This is a genomic window from Micromonospora hortensis (assembly GCF_022230935.1).
Lineage (GTDB): Bacteria > Actinomycetota > Actinomycetes > Mycobacteriales > Micromonosporaceae > Micromonospora > Micromonospora hortensis.
Map to the genome: position 1 here is coordinate 1 of NZ_JAKKFE010000020.1, position 21711 is coordinate 21711.

The 21711-nt window shown below is 72.3% G+C and carries 26 protein-coding genes; 9 read left to right on the plus strand and 17 right to left on the minus strand.

What is annotated here, in order from left to right; translation table 11 throughout:
• Positions 1–429: 429 nt before the first annotated feature.
• The 4 genes from NIE111_RS14475 to NIE111_RS14490 all read right to left on the minus strand — a co-directional run bounded on the left by NIE111_RS14475 (position 430) and on the right by NIE111_RS14490 (position 4538).
• Positions 430–990: a hypothetical protein gene (locus NIE111_RS14475; protein ID WP_238684879.1), complete on the minus strand. Its 561-nt coding sequence runs from the start codon at positions 988–990 to the stop codon at positions 430–432.
• A gap of 869 nt (positions 991–1859) precedes the next feature.
• Complete coding sequence (locus NIE111_RS14480; RefSeq protein WP_238684880.1) at positions 1860–2504, minus strand: response regulator; 645 nt, start codon at positions 2502–2504, stop codon at positions 1860–1862.
• Entirely contained in the window at positions 2495–3670 is a 1176-nt protein-coding gene (locus tag NIE111_RS14485; protein WP_238684881.1) for a sensor histidine kinase, read from the minus strand. The genes NIE111_RS14480 and NIE111_RS14485 overlap by 10 nt, the downstream gene beginning before the upstream one ends.
• Before the next feature lie 85 nt (positions 3671–3755).
• A complete protein-coding gene (locus NIE111_RS14490) occupies positions 3756–4538 on the minus strand; it encodes a DedA family protein (protein WP_238684882.1) in 783 nt (260 codons plus the stop codon).
• A gap of 82 nt (positions 4539–4620) precedes the next feature.
• Between NIE111_RS14490 and NIE111_RS14495 the strand changes: the two genes are divergently transcribed.
• The 4 genes from NIE111_RS14495 (at position 4621) to NIE111_RS14510 (ending at position 7220) form a co-directional block, all read left to right on the plus strand.
• Positions 4621–5319, plus strand: coding sequence for a carbon-nitrogen hydrolase family protein (locus NIE111_RS14495; RefSeq protein ID WP_238685097.1), 699 nt, complete (start codon positions 4621–4623; stop codon positions 5317–5319).
• Between the two features lie 65 nt (positions 5320–5384).
• Positions 5385–6188, plus strand: a complete 804-nt coding sequence (locus tag NIE111_RS14500; protein ID WP_238684883.1) for an alpha/beta fold hydrolase — start codon at positions 5385–5387, stop codon at positions 6186–6188.
• Between the two features lie 46 nt (positions 6189–6234).
• Positions 6235–6675 carry a VOC family protein gene (locus NIE111_RS14505; protein ID WP_238684884.1) on the plus strand — a complete coding sequence of 147 codons (441 nt, stop codon included), beginning with the start codon at positions 6235–6237 and terminating at the stop codon, positions 6673–6675.
• A gap of 44 nt (positions 6676–6719) precedes the next feature.
• Entirely contained in the window at positions 6720–7220 is a 501-nt protein-coding gene (locus NIE111_RS14510; RefSeq protein ID WP_238684885.1) for a DinB family protein, read from the plus strand.
• A gap of 43 nt (positions 7221–7263) precedes the next feature.
• On the opposite strand, the gene NIE111_RS14515 is transcribed toward NIE111_RS14510, so the two are convergent.
• From NIE111_RS14515 to NIE111_RS14540, 6 genes are all read right to left on the minus strand, one after another.
• Positions 7264–7905: a histidine phosphatase family protein gene (locus tag NIE111_RS14515; protein WP_238684886.1), complete on the minus strand. Its 642-nt coding sequence runs from the start codon at positions 7903–7905 to the stop codon at positions 7264–7266.
• A gap of 33 nt (positions 7906–7938) precedes the next feature.
• Positions 7939–9396 carry a serine/threonine-protein kinase gene (locus tag NIE111_RS14520; RefSeq protein WP_238684887.1) on the minus strand — a complete coding sequence of 486 codons (1458 nt, stop codon included), beginning with the start codon at positions 9394–9396 and terminating at the stop codon, positions 7939–7941.
• A gap of 98 nt (positions 9397–9494) precedes the next feature.
• Complete coding sequence (locus NIE111_RS14525; protein ID WP_238684888.1) at positions 9495–9698, minus strand: hypothetical protein; 204 nt, start codon at positions 9696–9698, stop codon at positions 9495–9497.
• Positions 9699–9700: 2 nt separating this feature from the next.
• On the minus strand, positions 9701–10744 hold the full coding sequence (locus NIE111_RS14530; RefSeq protein ID WP_238684889.1) for a LacI family DNA-binding transcriptional regulator: 1044 nt from the start codon (positions 10742–10744) through the stop codon (positions 9701–9703).
• A 200-nt stretch (positions 10745–10944) separates the two neighbouring features.
• Positions 10945–11826 (minus strand): Sco1979 family transcriptional regulator, encoded by an 882-nt coding sequence (locus NIE111_RS14535; RefSeq protein ID WP_274531148.1) that lies wholly within the window; start codon positions 11824–11826, stop codon positions 10945–10947.
• A 148-nt stretch (positions 11827–11974) separates the two neighbouring features.
• Complete coding sequence (locus NIE111_RS14540; RefSeq protein ID WP_091406718.1) at positions 11975–12214, minus strand: DUF397 domain-containing protein; 240 nt, start codon at positions 12212–12214, stop codon at positions 11975–11977.
• A 264-nt stretch (positions 12215–12478) separates the two neighbouring features.
• Here NIE111_RS14540 and NIE111_RS14545 point away from each other — a divergent pair, with 264 nt between their 5' ends.
• Positions 12479–13129, plus strand: a complete 651-nt coding sequence (locus tag NIE111_RS14545) for a GGDEF domain-containing protein (RefSeq protein ID WP_238684891.1) — start codon at positions 12479–12481, stop codon at positions 13127–13129.
• A 4-nt stretch (positions 13130–13133) separates the two neighbouring features.
• Here NIE111_RS14545 and NIE111_RS14550 read toward each other — a convergent pair whose 3' ends face one another.
• A complete protein-coding gene (locus tag NIE111_RS14550; RefSeq protein WP_238684892.1) occupies positions 13134–13322 on the minus strand; it encodes a hypothetical protein in 189 nt (62 codons plus the stop codon).
• Positions 13323–13448: 126 nt separating this feature from the next.
• On the opposite strand from NIE111_RS14550, the gene NIE111_RS14555 reads away from it, so the two are divergent.
• Positions 13449–14093 (plus strand): flavodoxin family protein, encoded by a 645-nt coding sequence (locus tag NIE111_RS14555; protein ID WP_238684893.1) that lies wholly within the window; start codon positions 13449–13451, stop codon positions 14091–14093.
• A 62-nt stretch (positions 14094–14155) separates the two neighbouring features.
• Here NIE111_RS14555 and NIE111_RS14560 read toward each other — a convergent pair whose 3' ends face one another.
• Positions 14156–14647, minus strand: coding sequence for a type II toxin-antitoxin system PemK/MazF family toxin (locus NIE111_RS14560; protein ID WP_030336385.1), 492 nt, complete (start codon positions 14645–14647; stop codon positions 14156–14158).
• A 50-nt stretch (positions 14648–14697) separates the two neighbouring features.
• Between NIE111_RS14560 and NIE111_RS14565 the strand changes: the two genes are divergently transcribed.
• Genes NIE111_RS14565 through NIE111_RS14575 form a run of 3 tightly spaced genes read left to right on the plus strand, consistent with a single transcriptional unit; the run spans position 14698 to position 17413 of the window.
• The gene (locus NIE111_RS14565) at positions 14698–15213 is read left to right on the plus strand and encodes an NUDIX hydrolase (RefSeq protein WP_238684894.1); all 516 of its coding nucleotides are present in this window, start codon (positions 14698–14700) and stop codon (positions 15211–15213) included.
• A gap of 26 nt (positions 15214–15239) precedes the next feature.
• Positions 15240–16478 carry a hypothetical protein gene (locus tag NIE111_RS14570; protein WP_238684895.1) on the plus strand — a complete coding sequence of 413 codons (1239 nt, stop codon included), beginning with the start codon at positions 15240–15242 and terminating at the stop codon, positions 16476–16478.
• The gene (locus tag NIE111_RS14575) at positions 16475–17413 is read left to right on the plus strand and encodes a phosphotransferase family protein (protein WP_238684896.1); all 939 of its coding nucleotides are present in this window, start codon (positions 16475–16477) and stop codon (positions 17411–17413) included. Before NIE111_RS14570 ends, NIE111_RS14575 begins: the two co-directional genes overlap by 4 nt.
• A 15-nt stretch (positions 17414–17428) precedes the next feature.
• Here NIE111_RS14575 and NIE111_RS14580 read toward each other — a convergent pair whose 3' ends face one another.
• The 5 genes from NIE111_RS14580 to NIE111_RS14600 all read right to left on the minus strand — a co-directional run bounded on the left by NIE111_RS14580 (position 17429) and on the right by NIE111_RS14600 (position 21701).
• Positions 17429–17932 carry a DUF2267 domain-containing protein gene (locus NIE111_RS14580; RefSeq protein WP_238684897.1) on the minus strand — a complete coding sequence of 168 codons (504 nt, stop codon included), beginning with the start codon at positions 17930–17932 and terminating at the stop codon, positions 17429–17431.
• A gap of 40 nt (positions 17933–17972) precedes the next feature.
• Positions 17973–18371: an NUDIX hydrolase gene (locus tag NIE111_RS14585; RefSeq protein ID WP_238684898.1), complete on the minus strand. Its 399-nt coding sequence runs from the start codon at positions 18369–18371 to the stop codon at positions 17973–17975.
• 53 nt (positions 18372–18424) lie between these two features.
• Positions 18425–19711: an MGH1-like glycoside hydrolase domain-containing protein gene (locus tag NIE111_RS14590; RefSeq protein ID WP_238685098.1), complete on the minus strand. Its 1287-nt coding sequence runs from the start codon at positions 19709–19711 to the stop codon at positions 18425–18427.
• Positions 19712–19842: 131 nt separating this feature from the next.
• Entirely contained in the window at positions 19843–20664 is an 822-nt protein-coding gene (locus tag NIE111_RS14595; RefSeq protein WP_112589707.1) for a sugar phosphate isomerase/epimerase family protein, read from the minus strand.
• Complete coding sequence (locus NIE111_RS14600) at positions 20661–21701, minus strand: zinc-dependent alcohol dehydrogenase (RefSeq protein ID WP_238684899.1); 1041 nt, start codon at positions 21699–21701, stop codon at positions 20661–20663. Before NIE111_RS14600 ends, NIE111_RS14595 begins: the two co-directional genes overlap by 4 nt.
• Positions 21702–21711 lie beyond the last annotated feature (10 nt).

A 21711-nucleotide genomic window follows, 5' to 3' on the forward strand; every position in this document is an offset into this window, starting at 1 on the left:
CGGGTCCATCGCTGCCGGGCCGCCCCGCCGCCGGGCCGCTCCGCCGCCGGGTCCATCGCTGCCGGGCCGCCCGCCGCCGGGTCCCATCGCTGGACAGCGGTCGCCTCACGACCACAACACCCGCCAACGCGCCACCCTTCGGGTAGAACCCACGAGATCTTGGACAGTTTCCGTTACGGCAGAACGGAAACTGTCCAAGATCTGCTGGTGACCGGACCGCGCCATCCGCTTCTGGCAGCGCGGCATCCGCTTCCGGCGGCACCCGGCGGCGCGGCGATCCGCGACCAGCGAGTATGTGTCTGCCGCACACGGAGACGGAAGTGCCGCTGGCCGGCACCCGGGTTGCGGGTGCCGGCCAGCGGTCGCTGTCCTGGTGTCATCTTGCCGTGCCCTGTCGTGTCGTGCCGTGCTGTGGTGCTGTGGTGCGGGTCAGCTGTTCCAGTGCTGGGCGACGAGGTCGGTGGCCTGCTGCTCCCACTGGGCGTAGGCGTCCGGGTACGCCGACACCTGCACCGTCTGCGCGGCGTCGGTCAAGGCCATGTCCTGCCACCCGTCGACCTGCTTCAAACCCTTGAGGAACGCGGTCGTGGAGTACTCAGGGTCGGTGATCTGCTCCGGCGTACCCCAACCCGAGCTCGGGCGCTGCTGGAACAGGCCCAGCGAGTCGTGGTCGTTCATGTCGCCCAGGTGACCCAGGTTCTCCAGCTTGGACTCCTGCAGGCTCGTCGCGATCGAGATGACCGCGGCCCGCTCCGGCAGACCGGCCTTCTTCGTGGCGGCGATGATCGCCTTCACGTTCGCGGTCTGCTCGTCATTCAGGCTGATGTGCGACTGGTCGCCCTGCGGCTTCGGCGCCGCCGACTGCACGGTGACCGCGACCGGCTTGGCATCCACCGGGTTGGCGTGGGCGGCGATCGGGCCGGCGAACACACCACCGGCGAACGCGAGACCAGCAACAGACAGCATGCTCTTACGGAAGATCGTGTTCATGGGGGTAGCTCCTTCGGGGGTAGAACACCCACACCGCCAAAGGGGGGACGGCGGCAAGGGTGTGAGCACCTCGTCCGGCGCTGCACAAACAAGGGGGAAAAGTCTGAGGGGGTGACACCGTGTCGGGGTGTCGGGGTCGGCGACCTGGCGAGCGGGGGCTCGTGGCGCCGGGTTCATGTGTAACGACCGGGGGGCCGGGGTCATTCCGGGGTTGGCCCACTTGCTGGCACCCTCGTCGTGGCGGTGCCTGTCGGTCGTTCGTGGGGACTGCAACGACCGGGGGGCCGGGGTCATTCCGGGATCGGCCCACCCGTCGGCACCCTCATCGCGGCGGCGCCTGCGGTCGTTCGTGGGGGTCGTAACGACCGAGCGCGGATCGGCATTCCAACCCGGCGCGACCAGCCCTCGGGGTCGGGCGGCCGGTCGGTGGTGCTGCGATCGTCAGGGTGTGTAACGACCCCGGCCCGGCCATGATTCCGGCCCACGAGTGCGCCCGACCACACCCCACAAACCCCCACCAACGACCAAACCACCCACACCCACCGGAACCCTGGCGTCTAATCGCCCCTCACCCGCTTGATCCACTCGGGTTCACGGAAGGCGGGGCATCCCGGACGCCGGGACACCCCGACATCAAGGAACCCGAGTCGATCATGCCGGGCCCGGCCCCCGCGTGCCCGGCGTCCGATCCCGCATGGCTTGCCTGGTCCGCGCCTGCACGGCCCCAGACCCGCATGGCTTGCCCGGCCCGCACCTGCACGGCCCCTGATTCCGCAGGCTGGACCGGCCGCCGCGCCCGGCCTACGAGGATGCCCGCACTACGAGGGTGCCCGCACTACGAGGGTGCCCGCACTACGAGGGTGCCCGGACTACGAGCCCAGGTAGCGCAGGATTGCCAGGATTCGTCGGCTGTAGCCCGTTGTGTGTACGAGGTCGAGTTTGTCGAAGATGGCGTTGACATGCTTCTCGACTGCGCTCTGCGATACATGCAGCCGCTGGGCGATGGCAAGGTTCGTGTGCCCCTGCGCCATCTCGTGCAACACGTCCCGTTCCCGCGGTGTGAGCCGACCGAACGGGTCGGGTCGGTCCGAGCCGGCCACCACCTGACGGACCACCTCCGGGTCGAGGGCGGTGCCTCCGGCGGCGACCCGGTCGAGTGCGTCGAGGAAGTCGTCCACCTGGGCGACCCGGTCCTTGAGCAGGTAGCCGACTCCCTCGGGACGGTCCGCGAGCAGCCGCCCGGCGTAACGCCGCTCCACGTACTGGGAGAGCACGAGGACTCCGGTGTCGGGCCACCGACGACGGATCTCCAGGGCGGCCCGTAGCCCGTCATCGGTGTGGTTGGGTGGCATCCGGACGTCGGTGACGACCACGTCGGGACGGGATCGTCCGACCGCCTCGACAAGCTGGTCGGCGGTCGCGACCGCAGCGAGTACCTCGTGCTCCTCGTCGGCGAGTAGCCGCGTCAGGCCCTCCCGGAGCAGCGTCGAGTCTTCGGCGAGGACTAGCCGCACGGCAGCTGCGCCAGCACTGTCGTCGGACCGCCGGCGGGGCTGGTCACCAGCAGCCGGCCGTCCAGCGCGGCGACCCGTCGCGCCAGTCCGGACAACCCGCGTCCGGTCGGTTCCGCCCCGCCGATGCCGTCGTCGTGTACGCGCATCCGGATCCACCCATCCCGTACTCCGATGTCGACACTGACCAGGGTAGCGGCGGCGTGTTTCGCGGCGTTGGTGAGCGCCTCGCAGGCCACGAAGTACAGCACCGTCTCGACCTGCCGCTCGGGGCGGACGGGCAGCTCGCAGCGGATCCGCACGGGCACCTCGGATCCGCGGGCGACGATGGCCAGGACCTCGCCCAGATCACTGTCGTCCAGTGCTGACGGGTAGACCCGCCACGCCACCTCGCGCAACTCTTCGATGGCCCGCTGCACGTCCTCGTGCGCCTGGGCGAGCAGTGCGTGTGTGCGGTCGGCGTCGCGGGCGCGGCGGGCTCTGCCGAGCAGCATGCCGAGGGCCACCAGCCGCTGTTGGAGGCCGTCGTGCAGGTCACGTTCGATGCGCTGCCGTTCGGCGTCGACGGCGGCGATGACCCCGGCCCGACTGGTGGTCAGCTCGTGGACCCGCCGCGTCAGCTCCGCCCGACTTCCCGGCCCGAGCAGTCGTCGGGCCAGCCGGATGTCCAGCGCGGCGATGCTGGCAACGGCCTGAACGTTGAGCAGCAACAGCACCGCCCCGACGCCGATCTGGGACAGGGCGTCGAGGACTGTCAGCTCTCCGCGCACCGCCGCGCGCAGCACGATCCCGGCCAGCACCACGCCGACGCCGAGCACGGCGTACGCCAGCAGGCCGAGCGTGCCGGGTAGCAGCCGGGCGGCCAGGTAGCCGAGATGCCGCCGGGTCGCCACGGTGATCGGCACGGGCAGATCCTCCGCGGCGAGCAGCCCGACGAGGCGGCGATGTTCCATCCGCACCAGCCGCCCCCCGTACCGGTCGGTCAGGCCGGCAACCCGACGGCCGGCCGCAGGCGCGACAGCGCGCACGCTGGATGCGGCGGCCGCGACGGCGAGGAAGGCGAACTCGACGGCGGCCGTCGCGATGCCGACGGCGACGCCGAACGGCAGTCGAAGCCACCGCCTGCCGGTCCGCCGCTCCCCCACCACCTCGCCCGCCTTCCGCACCACGCCTGTTCTCCTGCTCTGCGTCATCTGACCCGCCCGCATGCGACCACGGGGGGTGGCGCGTGGGGTGGAGGAGAAGAAGAGGGGGCTAGCGCTCGTCCGAGGCCCACGATCCGCTTCGGTAGAGGGTGCCGCGACCACCCGGGTCGGGCATCCCGTTCAGTTCGCCTTGCTCGGGTTCGGTCGGCTCGGGGTTGCGGGCGGCGCGCCGGGCTTTCAGCACGCGGGACCCGACGAACCAGATGGCCGCCGCCACGCAGACCACGATCACCACTTTCTGAAGCGTGCCGACGTAGCCCTCGACGAGGTGCCAGTTGTCGCCCAGCAGGTAGCCGGCGAGCACGAATGTGGTGTTCCAGATCAGGCTGCCCAGCGTGGTGTAGAGCAGGAACGTGGTCACCGGCATCCGCTCCACGCCCGCCGGGATGGAGATCAGGCTCCGGAAGATCGGGATCATCCGGCCGAAGAAGACCGCCTTCACACCGTGCCGCAGGAACCACGCCTCGGTCCGGTCCACGTCGCTGAGCTTGACCAGCGGAAGCCGGGAAACGATGGCGCGCATCCGGTCGCGCCCCAGGGCCGCGCCGATCAGGTAGAGCGCGAGCGCGCCCACCACCGAACCCAGCGTGGTCCAGAAGATCGCACCGACCAGACTCATCCGTCCCTGCGCGGCGACGAACCCGGCCAGCGGCAGGATCACCTCACTGGGGATCGGCGGGAAGAGGTTCTCCAACGCCACCGCCAGGCCGGCACCCGGCCCGCCGAGTCGTTCCACCAGGTCAGTGACGTAGCCGACGATCCCGTCCTGTGGTGGCTCCGCTGCGGCGGCGGGGGTTCCGGTGGCGAACACGGCGTGGGACGTTCGAATCATGCGCCCACGTTACGAAGTCATCCTGAGAGCCGACCATGGGGCCGACCGCCCGACCGCGCGGGTCGACCACACCGGTGGGGGTGTGGAGAGCCGCACCCCGCTGCGGCTCGCCGTGGTCCAGCCGCCGTGCGTACCCCTGGATGTCGCGGTAAACGCGTGGGCGCACGCCGCCGCGGTCCGCGCGGCGCGCGCCCGAGTGGTGGTCTTTCCGGAGCTGTCGCTGACCGGGTACGAGTTGGACGCGCCGGTCGTGTCGGTCGACGACCCGCGGTTGGCGCCGCTGGTCGAGGCGTGCGCCGAGGCGGGTGCGCTGGCCCTGGTCGGTGCGCCGGTCACCGGTGACCACATCGCGATGCTGGCGGTTACCGGCGGCGGTGCGACGGTGGCGTACCGGAAGATGTGGCTGGGGGACGCGGAGGCCCGTCGCTTCCGGCCCGGCGACGCGCCGGTCGTGCTCGATGTGGACGGTTGGCGGCTGGGGCTGGCGATCTGCAAGGACACCGGCGTGGCCGCGCATGCGGACCGGACGGCCGCGCTCGGGATCGACGTGTACGCGGCGGGCGTCCTGGAATCGGCCCGCGACGCCGCCGTGATAGACCAGCGGGCGCAGCGGATCGCCACGGCGCACCGGGTCTGGGTGGCGGTGGCGAGCTTCGCCGGGTCGACCGGCGGTGGCTACACCGAGGCGGCGGGGCGCTCCGGTGTCTGGACGCCGGACGGCGAGGTGTACGCCCGCGCGGACACTGGACCGGGCGAGTCGCTCAGCGTCAGCATCGGGTGACTGGGCGGTCGACGTCGGACCCATCCCCTAGCGTGCGGCAGTGTCACCGACACGAGGAGGAGCGCATGGCCGAGGCCACGACGACCGGCACGGTCCGCTCGGCGGACGGCACCACCATCGCCTACGAGCGCAGCGGCGCCGGTCCCGCGGTGATCCTGGTGGATGCGGCTGGCGGGTTCCGCGAGATGGGCCCGATGAGGTCGCTGGCTGCCCACCTGGCCGAGGAGTTCACAGTGCTGGCCTATGACCGGCGGGGCCGGGGGCAGAGTTCCGACACGTCTCCGTACGCGCCACAGCGGGAGGTCGAGGATCTACGGGCCCTGATCGAGGGCGCGTCCGGCGGTTCGGCAGCCCTCTACGGTTTCTCCTCGGGGGCGGTGCTGGCGCTCCTCGCCGCGACCGGCGGCCTGTCGGTCACCCGGCTGGCCCTCCTGGAGCCGCCGTTCACACAGGACGAGCAGTCGACTGGCGATCCGGGCCTGGCCGCGGACATCACCGAGCTGGTCGCCGCCGGCCGTCCGGGCGATGCGATGCTGCATTTCCAGCGCAGCATCGGTGTGCCCGCCGAGTTCGTCGACGGGATGCGCGACGGGCCGGGCTGGCCGGCCATGGAGGCCTTGGCGCACACCCTGGTGTACGACCTCACCCTGCTCACGGCCCTACCTGCCGAGGCACTGACCGCACTCACGATCCCGACGTTGGTGCTCGACAGCGCACAGAGCGACGCACGGCTGCACGGCTGGGCACAGGGGGTGGCCGAAGCGCTGCCAGCGGGGCGGCACCGGACCCTGCCCGGCGAGTGGCACGGCGTTTCGGACGAGGTGCTGGCACCGGTGCTTGCCGACCACTTCTCCGGCCGCGCCGACTGAACGGCGACGCCTGGCACCTGTCGTACGTCTCGGGCAGGATCGGCCCATGAGCACCGTCCCCTCCCGACTGTCAGTGGTCACGCTGGGAGCACGCGACGTCGCCGCGCTGCGGTCGTTCTACCGGTCGTTGGGGTGGCCCGAGCTGCCGGCCAGTGACGACGGCTGGTCGGCCTTCCTGCTCGGTGGTGTGCTGTTCGCGCTCTACCCGCTGCCGGAGTTGGCCGCCGAGGCGGCGCCGGGTGCGCCAGCGCCGGCCGGTGGCTGGTCGGGGGTGACGCTGGCCTGCAACGTCGACAGCCGCGACGAGGTCGACACGGCGTTCGAAGCCGCCGTCGCGGCAGGCGCGACGGTCGTGACGGAGCCGACCGACCGGTCCTGGGGTGGGCGCTCCGGCTACATCGCCGACCCGGAGGGCAACCGCTGGGAGATCGCCTGGGCGGGCACCGCCCGCTTCGACGAGCGCGGTGCTCTTCTCTCCTTCGGCTGAGTGTGCTGTTTGCGCAGCGGCGATGACCTTGAAATGCTTCCGGGATGACCTCCTTTCCTCCGACCTTCGCCGATGATGTGGTCGGCCAGTCGGCCCAGGCGCAGTTCGAGGCGTTCATCGACGAGCACCGCAGGGCGCTCAACGGCTACCTGGACGGGCTGACCGAGGAGCAGGCGCGCCGGTCGTTGGTGCCGTCCCGGACGACGCTGCTGGGTCTGGTGAAGCACGCCGCGTTCGTGGAGAAGGTCTGGTTCGACGAGGCCGTCACCTGTCGACCCCGCTCGGAGATCGGCATCCCCGCCACGCCGGACGAGTCGTTCATCCTCGACGACGGCGACACGATCGCCACCGTCCAGCGCACGCACCAGGAAGCCTGCGAAGCCTCCCGCCGCGCCACGTCCAGCCTGGGCCTCGACGACCTGCTTCGCGGCAACCGGCGCGGCCCGCTGCCGCTGCGCTGGGTCTACCTGCACGTGCTGCGCGAGTTCGCCCAGCACTGCGGGCACGCGGAGATCCTGCGCGAGCAGATCCTGGCCGCCGACTAGCGCCACCGCATGCCCAAGCTGGTCGCGCCCGGTGCGGCCCGGATCATCCCCTGGCCCACCCGCCGGTGTCGGCGAAGCGGCGCAGCGTCCAGCGGGCCGGCGGCCAACCGCCGGGGTCGTGGTCGGTGGTCCATTCGGTGATCGAGGCCGGGGGCACGTCCAGGTCGAACGCCCGGAAGACCGGCTGCGCGGCGAGCGCGTGGAACGCGCCCTCGACGGTCTCGCTGTGGCCGACCAGGACCACTGTGGAGCCCCGGTGCCGGTGGGCGATCTCCATGATCGCGCGGCTGACGCGGACCACCAGCTCGGCCCAGCTCTCGTTGCCCTCCTCGAAGGGTCGGAACACACCGCCGCCCGCCACCGCGTGGTCGGTGCGGAAGAGGGCGGTCGGCAGGCCGTCTGCGTACGGGGGTGTGTGCCAGGTGCAGAGACCACAGTCGGCCACTGGCCGGACGCCGAACGCCGCACCGATCGGTTGCGCGGTCTCGACGGCCCTGCGCAGCACGGACGAGTAGACCGCCACCGGCCCGTCGACGGCGACCTCGCCGGTGAGCCGGTTGGCCAGGTCGTGTGCCTGCTCGTGGCCGAGGGCGGTGAGGCCCCGACAGCCACGTGGCCCACCGATGATTCCTTCGAGCTGGTGGACCGACTCGCCGTGTCGCACGAAGATCAGACGTGTCCGCATCGGGACATCATGCCAGCGGTATCGACGGCAGTATCAGTCGTCCGTACGGCTGGTGGAGAAGGCGTCGGCCCGGCTGAGCAAAGCGTCCAGTTTCGCGCCCGTCTGCGCTGGTAGACGGTCCCGCCGCACCAGCTCGGCGATGTGGTCCCGTAGGTCGCCGACGCGCTTGGCGCGGTCCCTGGTGCGGCGGTTGATGTCGGCCAGGTCGTCACGCAGATCTTCGGCGGTCTTCGGGTCGACGTCACCGCGGGAGACAGCGGTGGCGAGGACGGCGGCGAACTCGCTGCTCACCTCCCGGAAGCTGACCGGTAGCTGCTGCCCGACGGTCGGGGGCGCGGTGCTGGCGGTGGGGCGTGTTGGCGACGGTGCGGCCGGCGTCGGCGAGTGTGTCGTGGGCGCGGGAGCCGGGGCGGAGGTCGACGGCGCGGCCGCAATCTCGGCCGGGTCGGGTGTGCCCGGGTTGCCGAGCGGATTCTCCACGAACAGGACGCCGACGCCGATCAGTACGGCCAGCACGGCCGCGGCGAGCACGGCGAGAGGCCGACGCGACCGGCGTCGGGCCGGTGCGGCGGGTGCCGGGACGGGGCGGGCCACCATCGACCGGTCGATCAGGGTGGGCGGGTGGGCGGCCGGTCGGATGCGCAGCAGCTCGGTGGGTGGCTCGACCGGCTGACCGGCACCGAAGCGGCGGGCCAGGTGCGCGGCGCTCGGCCGGTCGGCCGGGTTGGCGGCCAGGCTGGCGACGGTCAGCTCGGCGATGTCGGCGGGAAGGCCGGGCACCCGCAGCGGCGGCACCGGGGTGCCGCGCCGGTGCACTTCCAGCGCGTCCTCCCAGCTCTGCACGGGCAGTGGCGCCCGCCCGGTGAGGGTGCGGTAGAGCAGTGCGCCGAGGGCGTACACGTCGCTCGCCGGGTCGGGCGGGCCGGCGGTCAGCCGTTCCGGGGCGAAGTAGGCGGGGGTACCCATCAACGGTTCGCCGGACTGGCTGTCGAGGCCGCCGAGCGCGGCAATGCCGAAGTCGAGCACCTTGGCGCCGGTGTCGGTGAGCATGACATTGCCGGGCTTGACGTCGCGGTGCACGACGCCGATGCGGTGCGCGGCGGCCAGCGCGGCGGCGATCTGCCCTGCCACCCGGACCGCCTCCGGCCAGGGCAGGGGCCCGGTCCGCAGCCGGTCGGCCAGGTTGTGACCGTCGACGAGTTCCATCACCAGGTACGGGACCACGACGCCGCCGGCCAGGGTCGCCTCGGCGTAGTCGTACACCTGCGTCACGTGTGGGTGGGTCAGCCGGGCGGCCGCACGGGCCTCGCGTTGGATGGTGGCCCGCAGCTGTGGGTCGGTGGCGAACTGCCCGGCGAGCACCTTGATCGCGACCGGCCGCCCGAGCACCTCGTCGTCGCCCCGCCACACCTCGGACATGCCACCGAGACCGATCCGCTCGTGCAGTACGTAGCGGTCGTGGAGGCGGAGAGTGGGCGTGAGCGGTGACATGGCTTCACCAGTCTGCCTGGCAACACCGCCGTCGACCACTCTGCGTGCCCGGACCCACACTGTTCGTCCCGTGCGTACCGGAATGGGATTGGTGCGGGTCAGGAGCAGCGCGGGGTGGCGGGCAGCGGTCGTGGCTGGATGCGGTCGGCGAGCCGGCGCAGGGCGAGGGCGGTGGCCTGCCGGGTCGGGGCGAGCAGGGCCCGGCGGGGGTGTTCGACCTGGACCGGAGCGTCCGGTCGGGCCGAGTTGACGTGCCGGTTCATGGCGTCGAGCGCGGTGATGTATCCGGTGGGAAGTTCCATGGTCAACTCCTCGGGACAGGTCCGGTGGAGCCCCGGACAATGAGTGCGGTGGGCAGCAGTACGTGACCGGCCGCGACGTCCGCGGGCGGGTCGAGCAGCAGTTCGGCGGCGATCCGGCCCTTCTCCTCGGCCGGTTGCCGGACGGTGGTCAGACCGGCCGCGGCGGCCTCGGGGACGTCGTCGAAGCCGGTCACCGAGACGGTTGGACGATCATGGGCCGGCCGTGCGGCCAGGGCGTCCAGCACACCGAGCGCGAGGACGTCGGAGCCGGCCAGCACGGCGGTCGGCGGCGTGGGTTGGTCGAACAGCCCGGCGATGGCCGCGGCTGCCGCCGGGCGACTGTTGCCGGGGACGTTGACCAGCGTCAGCTCGGCCCAGCCGACGCCGACCTCGGCGAAGGCGTCGGCGAACCCGCTGAGCCGACCTCGGGTGGTCGGATGCGGCACCTGGTCGACCCCGGTCACTGTGAGCGGGCCGGCCGGCGCGTCGGGCAGCACGGAGTCGGCGAGCAGCGCCACCCGACGGTGCCCGAGCCCTGCGACGTGCGCGGCGGCGCTGCGTGCGGCGGCCCGCTCGTCGATGCCGACGAACCGTTCGTCGTCGCTGGCGTCGTCGCGGGCGGCCGTGCTGACGAACGGCAGCCCGCGTTGGCGAATCACGTCCAACGCCCAGTCCTCGTCGGCGACGCAGTAGACGCAGAACCCGTCGACGGCGGCGTTCTCCACCGCCTGTCGGGCGTCGGTCACCGCCGGGGGCAGCGGCACCAGCAGCATGCTGGTGCCGTGCCGCTCGGCCGCCGCGCCGACGCCGGCCAGGAAGCGGACCGCGAACGGGTCGGTAAAGGCGTACGACAGTTGCGAGGTGAACAGCACCCCGATCGACCCGACGAAACCTCGGCGCAGGGAGCGCGCGGTGGGGTTGGGGCCGGGGTACCCGAGTTGCCGGGCGGCGTCCAGGATTCGCTCGCGCAGGGCGGCGGAGAGTTGGTCGGGGCGGCTGTAGGCGTTGGACACGGTGCTGCGCGAGACACCGACGGCGTCGGCCACGGCTTGCAGTGTTGGCTTCACCGGCACCTCTCTGCATCGATCCAGTCTGTATCGATACAGAGACTAGCTCGGCCGGTCGGCGTCGGTCAATACGCGCGCTGAGGGTCTTCCGCTGAGGGCTCGAGCGGTCAGGGCAGGCGGGCTGACTCCGGCCCACTGTCCACGGTCATTGACCAGGCCAGGGCCGTCGCGGTCGGCAGTCAGGCCGGGTAGAGGTCGTCCAGCAGGTCGCCGAGGATCTCCGCCGTACGCTCCGGCGGCTCGGCCTCGACGCAGAGCCGCTCCATGGCCACCGCGTAGTAATCCAGATCGTCGCGCTTGTCCAGGTAGATGGCGCTGGTGAGCTGTTCGATGTAGACGATGTCCGGAAGCTCCTGGTCGCCGAAGCGCAGGATGGTGAAGGCGCCGCCAGCAGCGGCGTGGCCACCAGCGGCGAACGGGATGACCTGCAACCGGATGTGGGGCGACTTGGTCGCCTCGATGAGCGCGGTGAGCTGACCGCGCATGACCTCCGCGCCGCCGATGGGCCGGCGCAGGGCCGCCTCGTCCACCACGGCCCAGAGCTGCGGCGGGTTCTGCCGGTGGAGCAACTGCTGACGCTGCATCCGCAGCGCGACACGTCTGTCGATCTCGCCCGGACCGGCCGCGCCGTGCCCGAGCAGCACGACCGCCCGGGCGTACTCCCGGGTCTGCAGGAGGCCGGGCACGAACTGCACCTCGTAGCTGCGGATCAGCGCGGCGGCCGCTTCCAGGCCCAGGTACGACTGGAACCAGGAGGGCAGCACGTCGCCGTAGCGGTGCCACCAGCCGGGGCTGTTGGCGTCCCGCGCGAGCTTGAGCAGCGCGTCACGCTCGTGGTCCTCGGTGACGCCGTAGAGGGTCAGCAGGTCGGCGACGTCACGCTCCTTGAAACCGACCCGGCCCAGCTCCATTCGACTGATCTTGGATTCGGAGGAGCGGATCTCCCAGCCGGCGCCCTCCCGGGTCACCCCGCTGGACTCCCGAAGGCGGCGCAGTTGGGCGCCGAGCAGCATGCGCAGCACGGTCGGCCCGGTTGTCGGGCCACCCTCGGCGGGAACCATCGTCACGTGCGGACCTCCGGACACCGACCCACGACGGCCGGGCGCCCCGGCCCGGCCGACGTGTAAGCATGCCATGGACCGACAGTGAGGTGAACTCCTCCGCGTCGGTGAATAAGTCCCGTCGCCGGGACGACCCACCCCCGGACGGTCAGTTGATCAGGTGGTCGAAATCTCCGTCCCGCGCACCGAGAACGAAGGCGGCGATCTCATCCACCGTGTAGATCAGCGCCGGCCCTTCCGGGTGTCGTGAGTTGCGGACCGCGATGCCCGCTCCCTCGGGCAGTTCGGCCAGTTCGACGCAGTTGCCGCTGGGGTTGCTGCGGCGACTCTTCTGCCAGCTCAGCGGAGGCAACTGGTGGATCGGTACGCCATTGGGTGGCTGCTGCATGGGGGCGTCTTTCTGTTACGAGCCCGCCGGTGGCCGTGGGAGGAGCGGTGACGGCGAGGAGGTGCGGTATCGACATTGGACGGTTCTGCACGTGCATCTGCTATTGCATCTGCATCCGACGGCGAGCATGATAACGCACATGATCGGTGCCCATCCGTTCACTTTGTGTTACCCCCACACGGGCAACGATCAGGCAAAACTGGGCCCGACGCGGCGTGCCGCGTCAACCGAAGGCTGGAGGCGGTCGCGGCGATGGGAGGGTTCGTGCCGGATCCGATGAGTGTCGCCTCCGGCGTCTGCGCGGCGGGCGCGCTGCTCTCCTCCTGGCAACTACGCCGACGGGCGGTGCGCGCCGAGGCCGAGATCGGTCACCTCCAGGCAGAGCTTGCCGCCGAACGGCACGCCGCCAGTCACGACCCGCTCACCGGGCTGCCCAATCGACGCGCCTTCTACCGTCTGGCAGCCGCCCTGCTCACCGACGCCGCCGGCCAGCCGCTGATCGCCGTGGTGCTCGACCTGGACGACTTCAAGCAGATCAACGACCGGTACGGGCACGCCGCCGGCGACCAGGTGCTGATCAGCGTTGCCGAACGCCTCGCCGGCTTTGCCGGGGACAACCTCGTGGCGCGCCTCGGCGGCGACGAGTTCGCCGGGCTGCTCTCCAGCCCCACCGTCGACCGGCGCTGGATCGAGCACTCCACCCGCCGGCTCAGCGAGACCGTCGCCGCGCCGATCCGGCTGAGCGGGTGCAGCGTCCGGGTCACCGCGTCCGTCGGGCTCGCCCCGGTGAGCGGCCCGGCCCAGCTCACCGACGCGCTCAGCCGCGCCGACGCGGCCATGTACCAGGCGAAGAGCCTCGGTGGCACCCGGTCACCCCGCCAACTGGTCGACAGCGCGTTCCTCGGCGAGCGCTGACCGTTCAGCCCCGCACCGCATCGTGGCCGCCCTGAAGAGGCGGTGGCCGTCGTCGGCCCGCAGTGGCGCGGTGATGCCCGGCAAGTCGGGCGTGCTGGTCCGCGCCGGAGGTGACCGGCTCCATCGTGGACAGGCGCAGGCCGAAGCCCGCCCGTACCTGTTCGGCCACCTGCCGTGCGACGTCCTGCACCATGCGGAACACCATGCCAGCGCTCCGGCCACCGACCCAGCGGTTTTGCCGGCCGCCGGGGCGTTCTGAGACGTCCTATCCGGGTATGGGAAACCAGTACCCGAATCATGACCGCCGAGAGGAACCGACGTGGCGACCATCAGCGCCCTCGTACTCAACTGCACCCTCAAGCCGTCACCGACGCCGTCGAGCGCCGAGCAACTCGGCCGGGAAGTGCTCGCCGAGTTGGCAGCGCAGGGCGTGGAGGGCGAGATGATCCGCGTCGTCGATCACGACGTGCGTTTCGGGGTGTCCACGGACGAGGGCGACGGCGACGGTTGGCCGGCGATCCGCGACAAGCTGATGGCAGCCCAGGTGCTCATCATCGCCACGCCGATCTGGCTCGGCCAACCCTCCAGCGTCTGCAAGATGGTCCTCGAACGCCTCGACGCCGAACTCTCCGAGACCGACGCCGAGGGCCGACTCCTCACCTACGGCAAGGTGGCCGGTGTCGCCGTTGTCGGCAACGAGGACGGCGCCCACCACACCATCGGCGAGGTGCAGCAGGCGCTCAACGAGGTCGGGTTCACCATCGCCGCCGCCGCCGCGACCTACTGGGTCGGGGAGGCACTGCAGACCGTGGACTACCGCGACGCCGGCCCCAAGCCCGACACCACCGGCCGCACCACGAAGGCCCTGGCGCTCAACACCGCACACCTGGCCCGACTCCTCGCCGACCAGCCGTACCCGCCGCCGGACACGAAGGGTGCCGCGGTCGGGCCGAGCCGCGAATAGATCTCGCCGCCAGGTGCCTCACTGTGGGGCTACCCCCACTGCCGGGGTTGCTCGCCGCGCGGTCAGCGCCAGCCGTAGCCGGCGCGCAACGCCTGCCCGACACGGTCGAAGCGGGGCCGGTCCAACACGGCGCCCTCCCGGCGGATGCTGTCCTCGCGCATGGTGAGCACCCGGTCCAGCCGGACCCAGCTCGGCCGGTTGTCGCGGTCCCACTCACCCGGCCCGAGCGCGAACCAGTGCCGCTGACCGTCCCGCTCGCTCTGGCTGGACAGCATCAGCCCGAACAGAGTCCGGCTGTGCCGCCCGACGACCAGCACCGGCCGGTCCTTGCCCTGGCGGGGGTCGTCCTCGTACGGCACCCACGTCCAGACGATCTCGCCCGGGTCGGCCTGACCGTCCCGCTCCGGAGCGTAGGTCAGCTCCCGACGCTGCAGGGCGCTCACCTGACGGCGGCGGGCCACCTGCGCGGGCGCCGGCCCGGTACGCCGGGGCGACGGGATCACCGCACCGACCCGGGAGATACGCGCCGCGACATTCCTCAACAGACCAGCCACGGCGGGCAGCCTACCCGCCGCCGAAGAGGGCGGTACGACAGACTGGCTCCATGAACGAGCTGCCCCGTGACCTGCCGATCCTGGAGCGACGCGCGGTGCGGGTGGTGGTCACCGACGGTGCCGACCGGGTGTTGCTGTTTCACACCCGCGACCCGGACCACGCCCGGCTGGGCACCTGGTGGGAGCTGCCGGGCGGTGGCATGGATCCCGGTGAGACCTATCGCGACACGGCGGTGCGGGAGCTGCGGGAGGAGACCGGCATCGTGATCACCGCCGACGAGGTTGGTGCGCCGAACTGGCGGCGGCGGGCGAGCTTCCTGCACCGCCAGTTGCGGCACGTCCAGGACGAGGTTGTCGTCGCCGTACGGCTGGCCGGCCCCGGCCCGGACGTGGACGAGGCGCACCGGCTCGACTACGAGCGGGAGGACTACTTCGGCTTCCGCTGGTGGCCTTTGCCGGCGGTGGTCGCCAGTCGGGAACGGTTCTATCCCGGGCAGCTCCCCCGGCTGATCACCCCGTTCCTCGCCGGCACGGAGATCGACGAGCCGTTCGAGCTGTGGTCATGAGCGGGGCCGGCGGGCAGAGTGGGGACATGAGGACCGATCTGCACGGGCCGCTCTCCGCGTACGCCGCGCGGCTGCACACCACGGCCGGCGACGGACACCACGTCGCCTCCCCGCTCGGTGCCTGGCTGCTGCTCGCTGTCACTGCCACCACGGCCGACAGCGATCCGGCCGTAGCGGACAGAGCCGCCGCGAAGCTGGCGCAGGCGCTGGGCACCGACCTGCCGAGCGCGGCCGAGGTGGCCCGAACACTGTTGGAGGCGCCGCACCCGCTGGTCGGGTCCGCCACCGCGCTCTGGCACCGAACGGGGCAGGGCGACGGCGGGCCGGCGGCGTGGCGGGCCGCGCTGCCCAGCACGACCGAGGTCGGCGCACTGCCCGATCAGGCCGGGTTGGACGCCTGGGCGCGCGAGCACAGCCTCGGCCTGATCGAGACGTTCCCCCTGGAGGTCGATTGGGACGTGGTGTTCATCCTGGCCAGTGCGTTGGCCACCCGGGTGTCCTGGGCGAACCCGTTCGACGTCGCCGACGCACGCGCGCTCGGCGCCAACAGCCCGTGGGCCGGCCAACTACGGCGGGCACTACGCAGCCCGAGCCATGGCCACCGCTGCGCCATCGTGTCCACAGCGCGGGCCGGTGACGTGATCGTGCACGCCGCACCCGCCCAGACGACCGACGGCGCGGGGCTGGTCGTCCTCTCGGTGGCCGCCGCGCCGCAGGTGCCACCGGCCGAGGTGCTGGCCACTGCGTACGACCTGAGCGCCGGCGCGGCCGACGGCGCGCCACCGGCGGGCAGCCGCGCGCTGTTCGACCTGCCGCTCGGCGAGACTCCGCTGTGGACGCTGGCCGAGGAACGAGTACACACCTGGGCCCGCGATGGCCGCGAAGAGCGGCACACCGCCGTCCTGCCCTGCTGGTCCGCTCGGAACGACCATGACCTGACCGCCCCGGCGCTCGGCTTCGCCGCCGCGGTGGACACGCTCGCGACGGCGCTGGCGCTGCCGGTGGAGCGCTTCGAGGCATGGCAGACGGCGGTGGCCCGGTTCGACAGGTACGGCTTCGAGGCGGCGGCGGTGACCGGCATGGCCGGGATCACCAGCATGCCGCCGGAGGGCGTGGCCCGCACCGCCGAGCTGCGCTTCGGCCACCCGTACGCGGTGGTGGCCGTCGCCACCGACGCCCGAGCCGACGGCGTCACCGGCCCGTGGCACGGGGTGCCGGTCTTCTCCGCCTGGGTCGCCGAGCCCGAGGAGGTGTCCGAGGCGTGAGTCACCTCGCGGAGGACCAGGTGGCCGCTGTGCTCCGGCAGTGGATCGGCACGACCACCCCGAAGCTGCTGGGCGAGGGCATGGAGGGCGCGGTCTTCGAGGTCGACGACTCGCGGGTGGCGAAAATCTGGTTCGCCGGTTCGGTCGAGTCGTCCCGCCGGGCGGCAGCGTTCTACGACGCACTGGCCGCGAAGCCGCTGCCGTTCCAGGTGCCGCGGATCACGCAGGTGGAATCGGTGGGAGGCCGAGTCGTCACCATCGAGCGGCGGCTGACCGGCACGACAGTGGCCGCCGCGCTCGCGGCCGGCGCGGTGTCCCGCGAGGCCGCGTACACGATCGTTGTCGACATCGTGGCCGCGCTCGCGGCCGGCGGTGGTCTCCGGGCGGCCCGTGAGCTGGCCGTCCTGGGCGAGGTTGCCCCGCTGTTCAACACCGGGGAGGGCTTTCCGGTCGCCCTCGCGCGCCTCGCCGAACGCCGGGTCGAGCGTTTCCGACAGGTGCTGAGCGGGGCCGTCGCCGACTTCGACCGGAAAGCCGCGGCGCTCACCAGCCGTCTGGTCGAGGTGGACAGTGGCCGGCGGGCGGTGCTGCACGGTGACCTGATTCCGGGGAACATCCTGGTCGATGCCTCGGGTCGACCGAGCGCGGTGCTGGACTGGGGCTTTTTGACCACCGAGGGTGACCCGGCGTTCGACGCGGCGGTCACCGCCGCGATCTTCGACATGTACGGGCCTGAGGCGGCGCAAATCGAACGCGACCTCCTCGACCGGATCGAGGCGCGGTTGGGCTACGACCGCGGGGCGCTGCTCGTCTACCGGGCCGCCTACTCGGTGATCACGGCGAACGCCTACGACCCGACGGGTCAGGACGGCCACTTCGCCTGGTGCGTGGCGGCCCTCAACCGGGCCGACGTCACAAGGGCCCTCCTGGGCTGATCCCGCCGGGCCGGGTCAGAAACCGCCGTCGCGCGGCAGTCGCGCCACCATCTCCCGGAACTCCCGCACCGTCATCGCCGTTCGCAACGTGGCGAAGACGGCGCCCGTTCCGGCCCGGGCGGTGGCCGGGTCCACCCCGGCACGCTGTTCCACCCGACGAAGGAACTCCGTCGGGCCGGCCTCCATCGGGGTCGCGCCGGCACCGCCGACCTCCAGGCCCACCCCGCTGGTCAACCCATCGGCGCCAGCATCCGGGCCGAGGGCGCCGGCCGGAAGGGCCGTCGCGGCCGCATCCGGGGCCGGACCGGAGGCCCCGGCCGGATCCGGGGCCGGGCCACTCAGGTAGCCGTCGACCTCGTTCGGAAGGTGCCCGACGAGGTCGCCGGGCGCGTCGCCGGTCACCCGCTCGGCCAACGTCTGAAGCACGGCGCGGGCGAGCACGGCGGCCTCCTCGGCCGGCAGGCCGGACCGTTGGGACACCGCGTCGATGAAGTACGGGAACCCGTCGCCGTCGGTCACGCTCGGCCGGTTACCCCTGGCCGGCCGCGACAAACTGCTGCTAGGCCAGCAGACCCTCGGCCCGCAGGTGGTCGAAGATGATCTGGTCGACCGGCGAGGTGCGGTGTCGGTCCGCGTACCCGAGCCAGGCCATCTCGGCGATCTCGCTGGCCGGCCGCAGCTCTCCCCGATAGTCGGCCCGGTAGCAGGTCATCCGCACGGTGATGCCGGTCGAGTGGCCGTGCGCCTGCGCGGTGAAGGTGCCCAGGTGCACGGCGCCGGGCACGACGACCTCCACGCTCAACTCCTCGTCGATCTCCCGACGCAGGGTCTGCAGGTCGGTTTCGCCCGACTCGCGCTTTCCGCCCGGCAGGTACCAGACGTCCTTGCCCACCGACCGGGTGCTCAACACCCGACCGTCCTCGACGAGGATCCAGGCCACCTTGTCGATCTCGCGCACGATGCTCCTTTTGCCGCCACCGGGATCGGGGACGCTACCACCCGGCAGCGCGCTCAGTCGGCGAGCAGGTCGAGCAGCAGCGCGGCGGTCCAGCTGAACGCCGGTGAGCCCAGCCCGGCGCCGGTGTCCGGGTGGAAGTACTCGTGACAGCCCGCGCCGGCGACCAGACCGATCATCGAGCGACCCAGCCCGGCGGCCAGTTCCGGGTGCCCGTGCTCGATCAGCCCACGCCGGACGAGCCAGCCGATGTTGAGCCAGCTCGGCCCACGCCAGTAACGCAGCGGCTCGAAGTCGGGCGCGGTGCGGTCGTAGGTGGGCAGCGGCCGGTCCATCCGACGGGCCACCCCGAAGCGCGCCGACCGGGCCTCGACGACCAGCGCGTCGACCTGCCGGGTCGGCAGGTCGGGCAGGATCAGGGGGGTCAGCCCGAGCACGGTACGGGCGCTCACCAGGCGGTCGGTGCGCAGGTCACGGGGCTGGAACGTGCCGGTGTCCGGGTCGTACAACCGGCGCAGGAGGGCTTCGGTGACCCGGGCCGCGCGGGCCCGGTGCGGTCCGGGATCGTCGCCGACGAGCGCGGCGATCTCGGCGAGGGCGTGTTCGGCGGCCCCGAACGCCGCGTTGAACAGCGGGCACTCCACCAGGAACGGGTGCCCGGCGGCCAGGTCGCGGTCGGAGTAGCAGTGGTCGCGGTAGGCGGCGACGATCGCCAGGTAACGCGCGTAGTCCAGGTCCGTGGGGCGGTGCGCGGCGTCGGCGTGCGTGGTGTCGTGCCGACGGTACGCCCGCATGACTGCCGCCTCGGCCGGCACCGCGGCCATCGGCTCGTCCCAGGCCGGGCTGTTGTCCAATCCGGACTCCCACGGGTGCACGATGCAGACCAGCCCGTCACCGGCCACGTCCCGCCGGTCGGCCAGGTAACGCTGTTGGGCGACCAGCGCGGGATAGAGCCGGCGCAGCGCGGTCAGGCCGGTGGGATCGGGCGCCCGCCGGTACGCCAGCAACGCGGCGAGCGCGTGCACCGGCGGCTGGACCAGGCCGGAGGTGGCCACCGTCGGTGCTCCCGGCACGTCGGCCGATCGCCACATCTCCGGCCCCGGGAAGTACGCGCCGACCCGCAGTGCCGGGTTGAACACGATGTGCGGCACCCGTCCGTCGGCCCACTGCGCCCGGAACAGGCTGGCCAGCTCGCGCCAGGCGCGGTCGGGGCGGACCTGGGCCAACCCGATCGCGATGAACGCGGAGTCCCAGCTCCACTGATGCGGGTAGAGCGTGCGCGACGGCACCGTGTGGTCGTGCTCCCAGTTGGCGTCGAGCGTGTCGACAGCGAGCCGGCGCAGCCCGGCCGCGTCGGCCGGGCCACCCGTGCCGGCGGCGTCGGCGCGCGTCGCTCCGGCGTCGGCGGGCTCGCCGACGTTAATCGGCTCGGCGTCGGCGGAAGCGCCGACGCTGGTCAGCCTCGCGTCGGCGGTCACGCGGCGGCCCGCCGGGGCAGTGCGTGCCGCAGCACCGTGGCGGCCTGTTGCAGGGCCCGGACCGGGTCGCCGCGGAGCCGGCACTCCAGGGCCAGCCAGCCCCGGTAGTCCAGCTCCAGCAGGGTACGCACCAGCGCCGGCCAGTCCAGGTGCCCGGCGCCGGGCTGGTACCGGTTGGAGTCGCTGACCTGGACGTGCCCGAGGTACGGCGCGGCGGCGCGTAGCGCGCGGTGCACGTCGTCCTCCTCGATGTTCATGTGGAAGGTGTCGGCGACCACCCGGACCGACGGAAGTCCGAGCGCGGCGCAGAGCGCCACCGCCTCGTCGAGACGGTTGACCATATGGTCCTCGTACCGGTTGAGGGGTTCCAGGAAGAGGGTGACCCCCTCGGCCCGGGCGTGTTCGCCCAGCTCGCCGAGGGCGTCGAGGAGCACCTGCCGGTCGCCGTCGGGGGCCCGGGGCGGCTCGAACGGCGGCAGTCGTCGGGAGAACATCCCCCAGGCGGCCGGGGTCATCACCCCGACGCCACCCAGCTCGGCGATCACCGAGAGCTGGGAGCGCAGGTTGCGGACGGCGTCGGCGGACCGGGCCGGGTCGAAGTCGCCGATGAAGTGGTCCATCTCGACGCAGACGGTGGGCATCACCACCCCGGCGGCGCGGGCCCGGCGCAGCTCGGGCAGCCGGCGGGCGAACGCCAGGTCGCCGCGGCCGCGTAGTTCGATGCCCTGGTAGCCGAGGGCTGCCGCGAGGGCGTACTTCTGGATCAGGTTGGTGCCCGGCAGGAGTTGTTCCTGACAGGCCAGCGCGATGGTGGTCATGAGAACCTCAGCACGACTTGGAGGACGTCACCGGCGCCGCGGTCGAGCAGCGCGAGGGCGTCGGCGACCGCGCTGGCGTCGACGATGTGGCTGACCAGCGGCAGCGGGTCGACGCTGCGGTCGGCCACCAGGTCCATGAAGGTCTGCGCGACCCGATCTCCGGTCCACCGGCCGGCCATGCTCGGCGCGGGGGTGGGCCCGGAGACCTGGGCGGCCACCAACTGGATGCGGTTGTGGTGGAACTCCTCGCCGAGGCCGAGCGCGTCGGCCTGGCCCTGGTAGAAACCGGCGGCCACGACCCGGCCGGCGTGGGCGGTGGAGCGGATCGCCTCGTGCAGCGCCGGGTACGCGCCGGACAACTCCAGGCAGACGTCGGCCCCCCGGCCGTCGGTGGCCTGGCGGAGGACGGCGGCGGCGGAGGTGACAGTGGCGTCCACAGTGGAGTGTGCGCCGTATCGGGCGGCGTGCTCCAGCCGGTCGGGGACCGGGTCGACGGCCACCACCCGGGCCCCGGAGAGCACCGCGAGCCGGGTGGCGAGCAGCCCGATGACCCCCTGGCCGAAGACGCCGACCCAGTCGCCGAGGTGCAGGTCGCCGGCGAGCACGGCGGTCAGCGCGATGGCGCCGGGGCGGGCGAAGACCGCGGCGAGCGGATCCAGCCCGGTGGGGAGCGCCCGGACCGCGTCGGCGGCGAGCACGGCCTCGGCCCGGTGCCCCCAGATGCCCCAGACGAGCTGCCCCGGATGCCGGTCGGTGACCTCCGAGGCGACCTCGATGATTTCCCCGACCTCTTCGTAGCCGAAGCCGATCAACGGGTAGGGCACCGGCGTCTGTCGGGGGACGAACATCCGGGCGGCGTCGTCCCAGTCCTTGCTGAGCCGGGGATTGCTGCCCCGGTAGAGGGTCAGCTCGGTGCCGGCGGAGATGCCCGAGTAGCAGGTGCGGACTCGGACCTGGCCGGGGCCGAGCGGATCCGGCGGGCAGGGCTCGAGGCTGATGCGTCGAGGCCCGGCGAGAGAGACCACCCAGTTGCCCATGTGTCACATC

Bases quoted from the DNA above. Each gene is read 5' to 3' on its own strand.
- NIE111_RS14475 (WP_238684879.1), bottom strand. From the start codon at position 990: ATGAACACGATCTTCCGTAAGAGCATGCTGTCTGTTGCTGGTCTCGCG.
- NIE111_RS14490 (WP_238684882.1), bottom strand. From the start codon at position 4,538: ATGATTCGAACGTCCCACGCCGTGTTCGCCACCGGAACCCCCGCCGCC.
- NIE111_RS14500 (WP_238684883.1), top strand. From the start codon at position 5,385: ATGGCCGAGGCCACGACGACCGGCACGGTCCGCTCGGCGGACGGCACC.
- NIE111_RS14505 (WP_238684884.1), top strand. From the start codon at position 6,235: ATGAGCACCGTCCCCTCCCGACTGTCAGTGGTCACGCTGGGAGCACGC.
- NIE111_RS14510 (WP_238684885.1), top strand. From the start codon at position 6,720: ATGACCTCCTTTCCTCCGACCTTCGCCGATGATGTGGTCGGCCAGTCG.
- NIE111_RS14515 (WP_238684886.1), bottom strand. From the start codon at position 7,905: ATGCGGACACGTCTGATCTTCGTGCGACACGGCGAGTCGGTCCACCAG.
- NIE111_RS14520 (WP_238684887.1), bottom strand. From the start codon at position 9,396: ATGTCACCGCTCACGCCCACTCTCCGCCTCCACGACCGCTACGTACTG.
- NIE111_RS14525 (WP_238684888.1), bottom strand. From the start codon at position 9,698: ATGGAACTTCCCACCGGATACATCACCGCGCTCGACGCCATGAACCGG.
- NIE111_RS14535 (WP_274531148.1), bottom strand. From the start codon at position 11,826: ATGGTTCCCGCCGAGGGTGGCCCGACAACCGGGCCGACCGTGCTGCGC.
- NIE111_RS14540 (WP_091406718.1), bottom strand. From the start codon at position 12,214: ATGCAGCAGCCACCCAATGGCGTACCGATCCACCAGTTGCCTCCGCTG.
- NIE111_RS14550 (WP_238684892.1), bottom strand. From the start codon at position 13,322: ATGGTGCAGGACGTCGCACGGCAGGTGGCCGAACAGGTACGGGCGGGC.
- NIE111_RS14565 (WP_238684894.1), top strand. From the start codon at position 14,698: ATGAACGAGCTGCCCCGTGACCTGCCGATCCTGGAGCGACGCGCGGTG.
- NIE111_RS14570 (WP_238684895.1), top strand. From the start codon at position 15,240: ATGAGGACCGATCTGCACGGGCCGCTCTCCGCGTACGCCGCGCGGCTG.
- NIE111_RS14595 (WP_112589707.1), bottom strand. From the start codon at position 20,664: ATGACCACCATCGCGCTGGCCTGTCAGGAACAACTCCTGCCGGGCACC.
- NIE111_RS14600 (WP_238684899.1), bottom strand. From the start codon at position 21,701: ATGGGCAACTGGGTGGTCTCTCTCGCCGGGCCTCGACGCATCAGCCTC.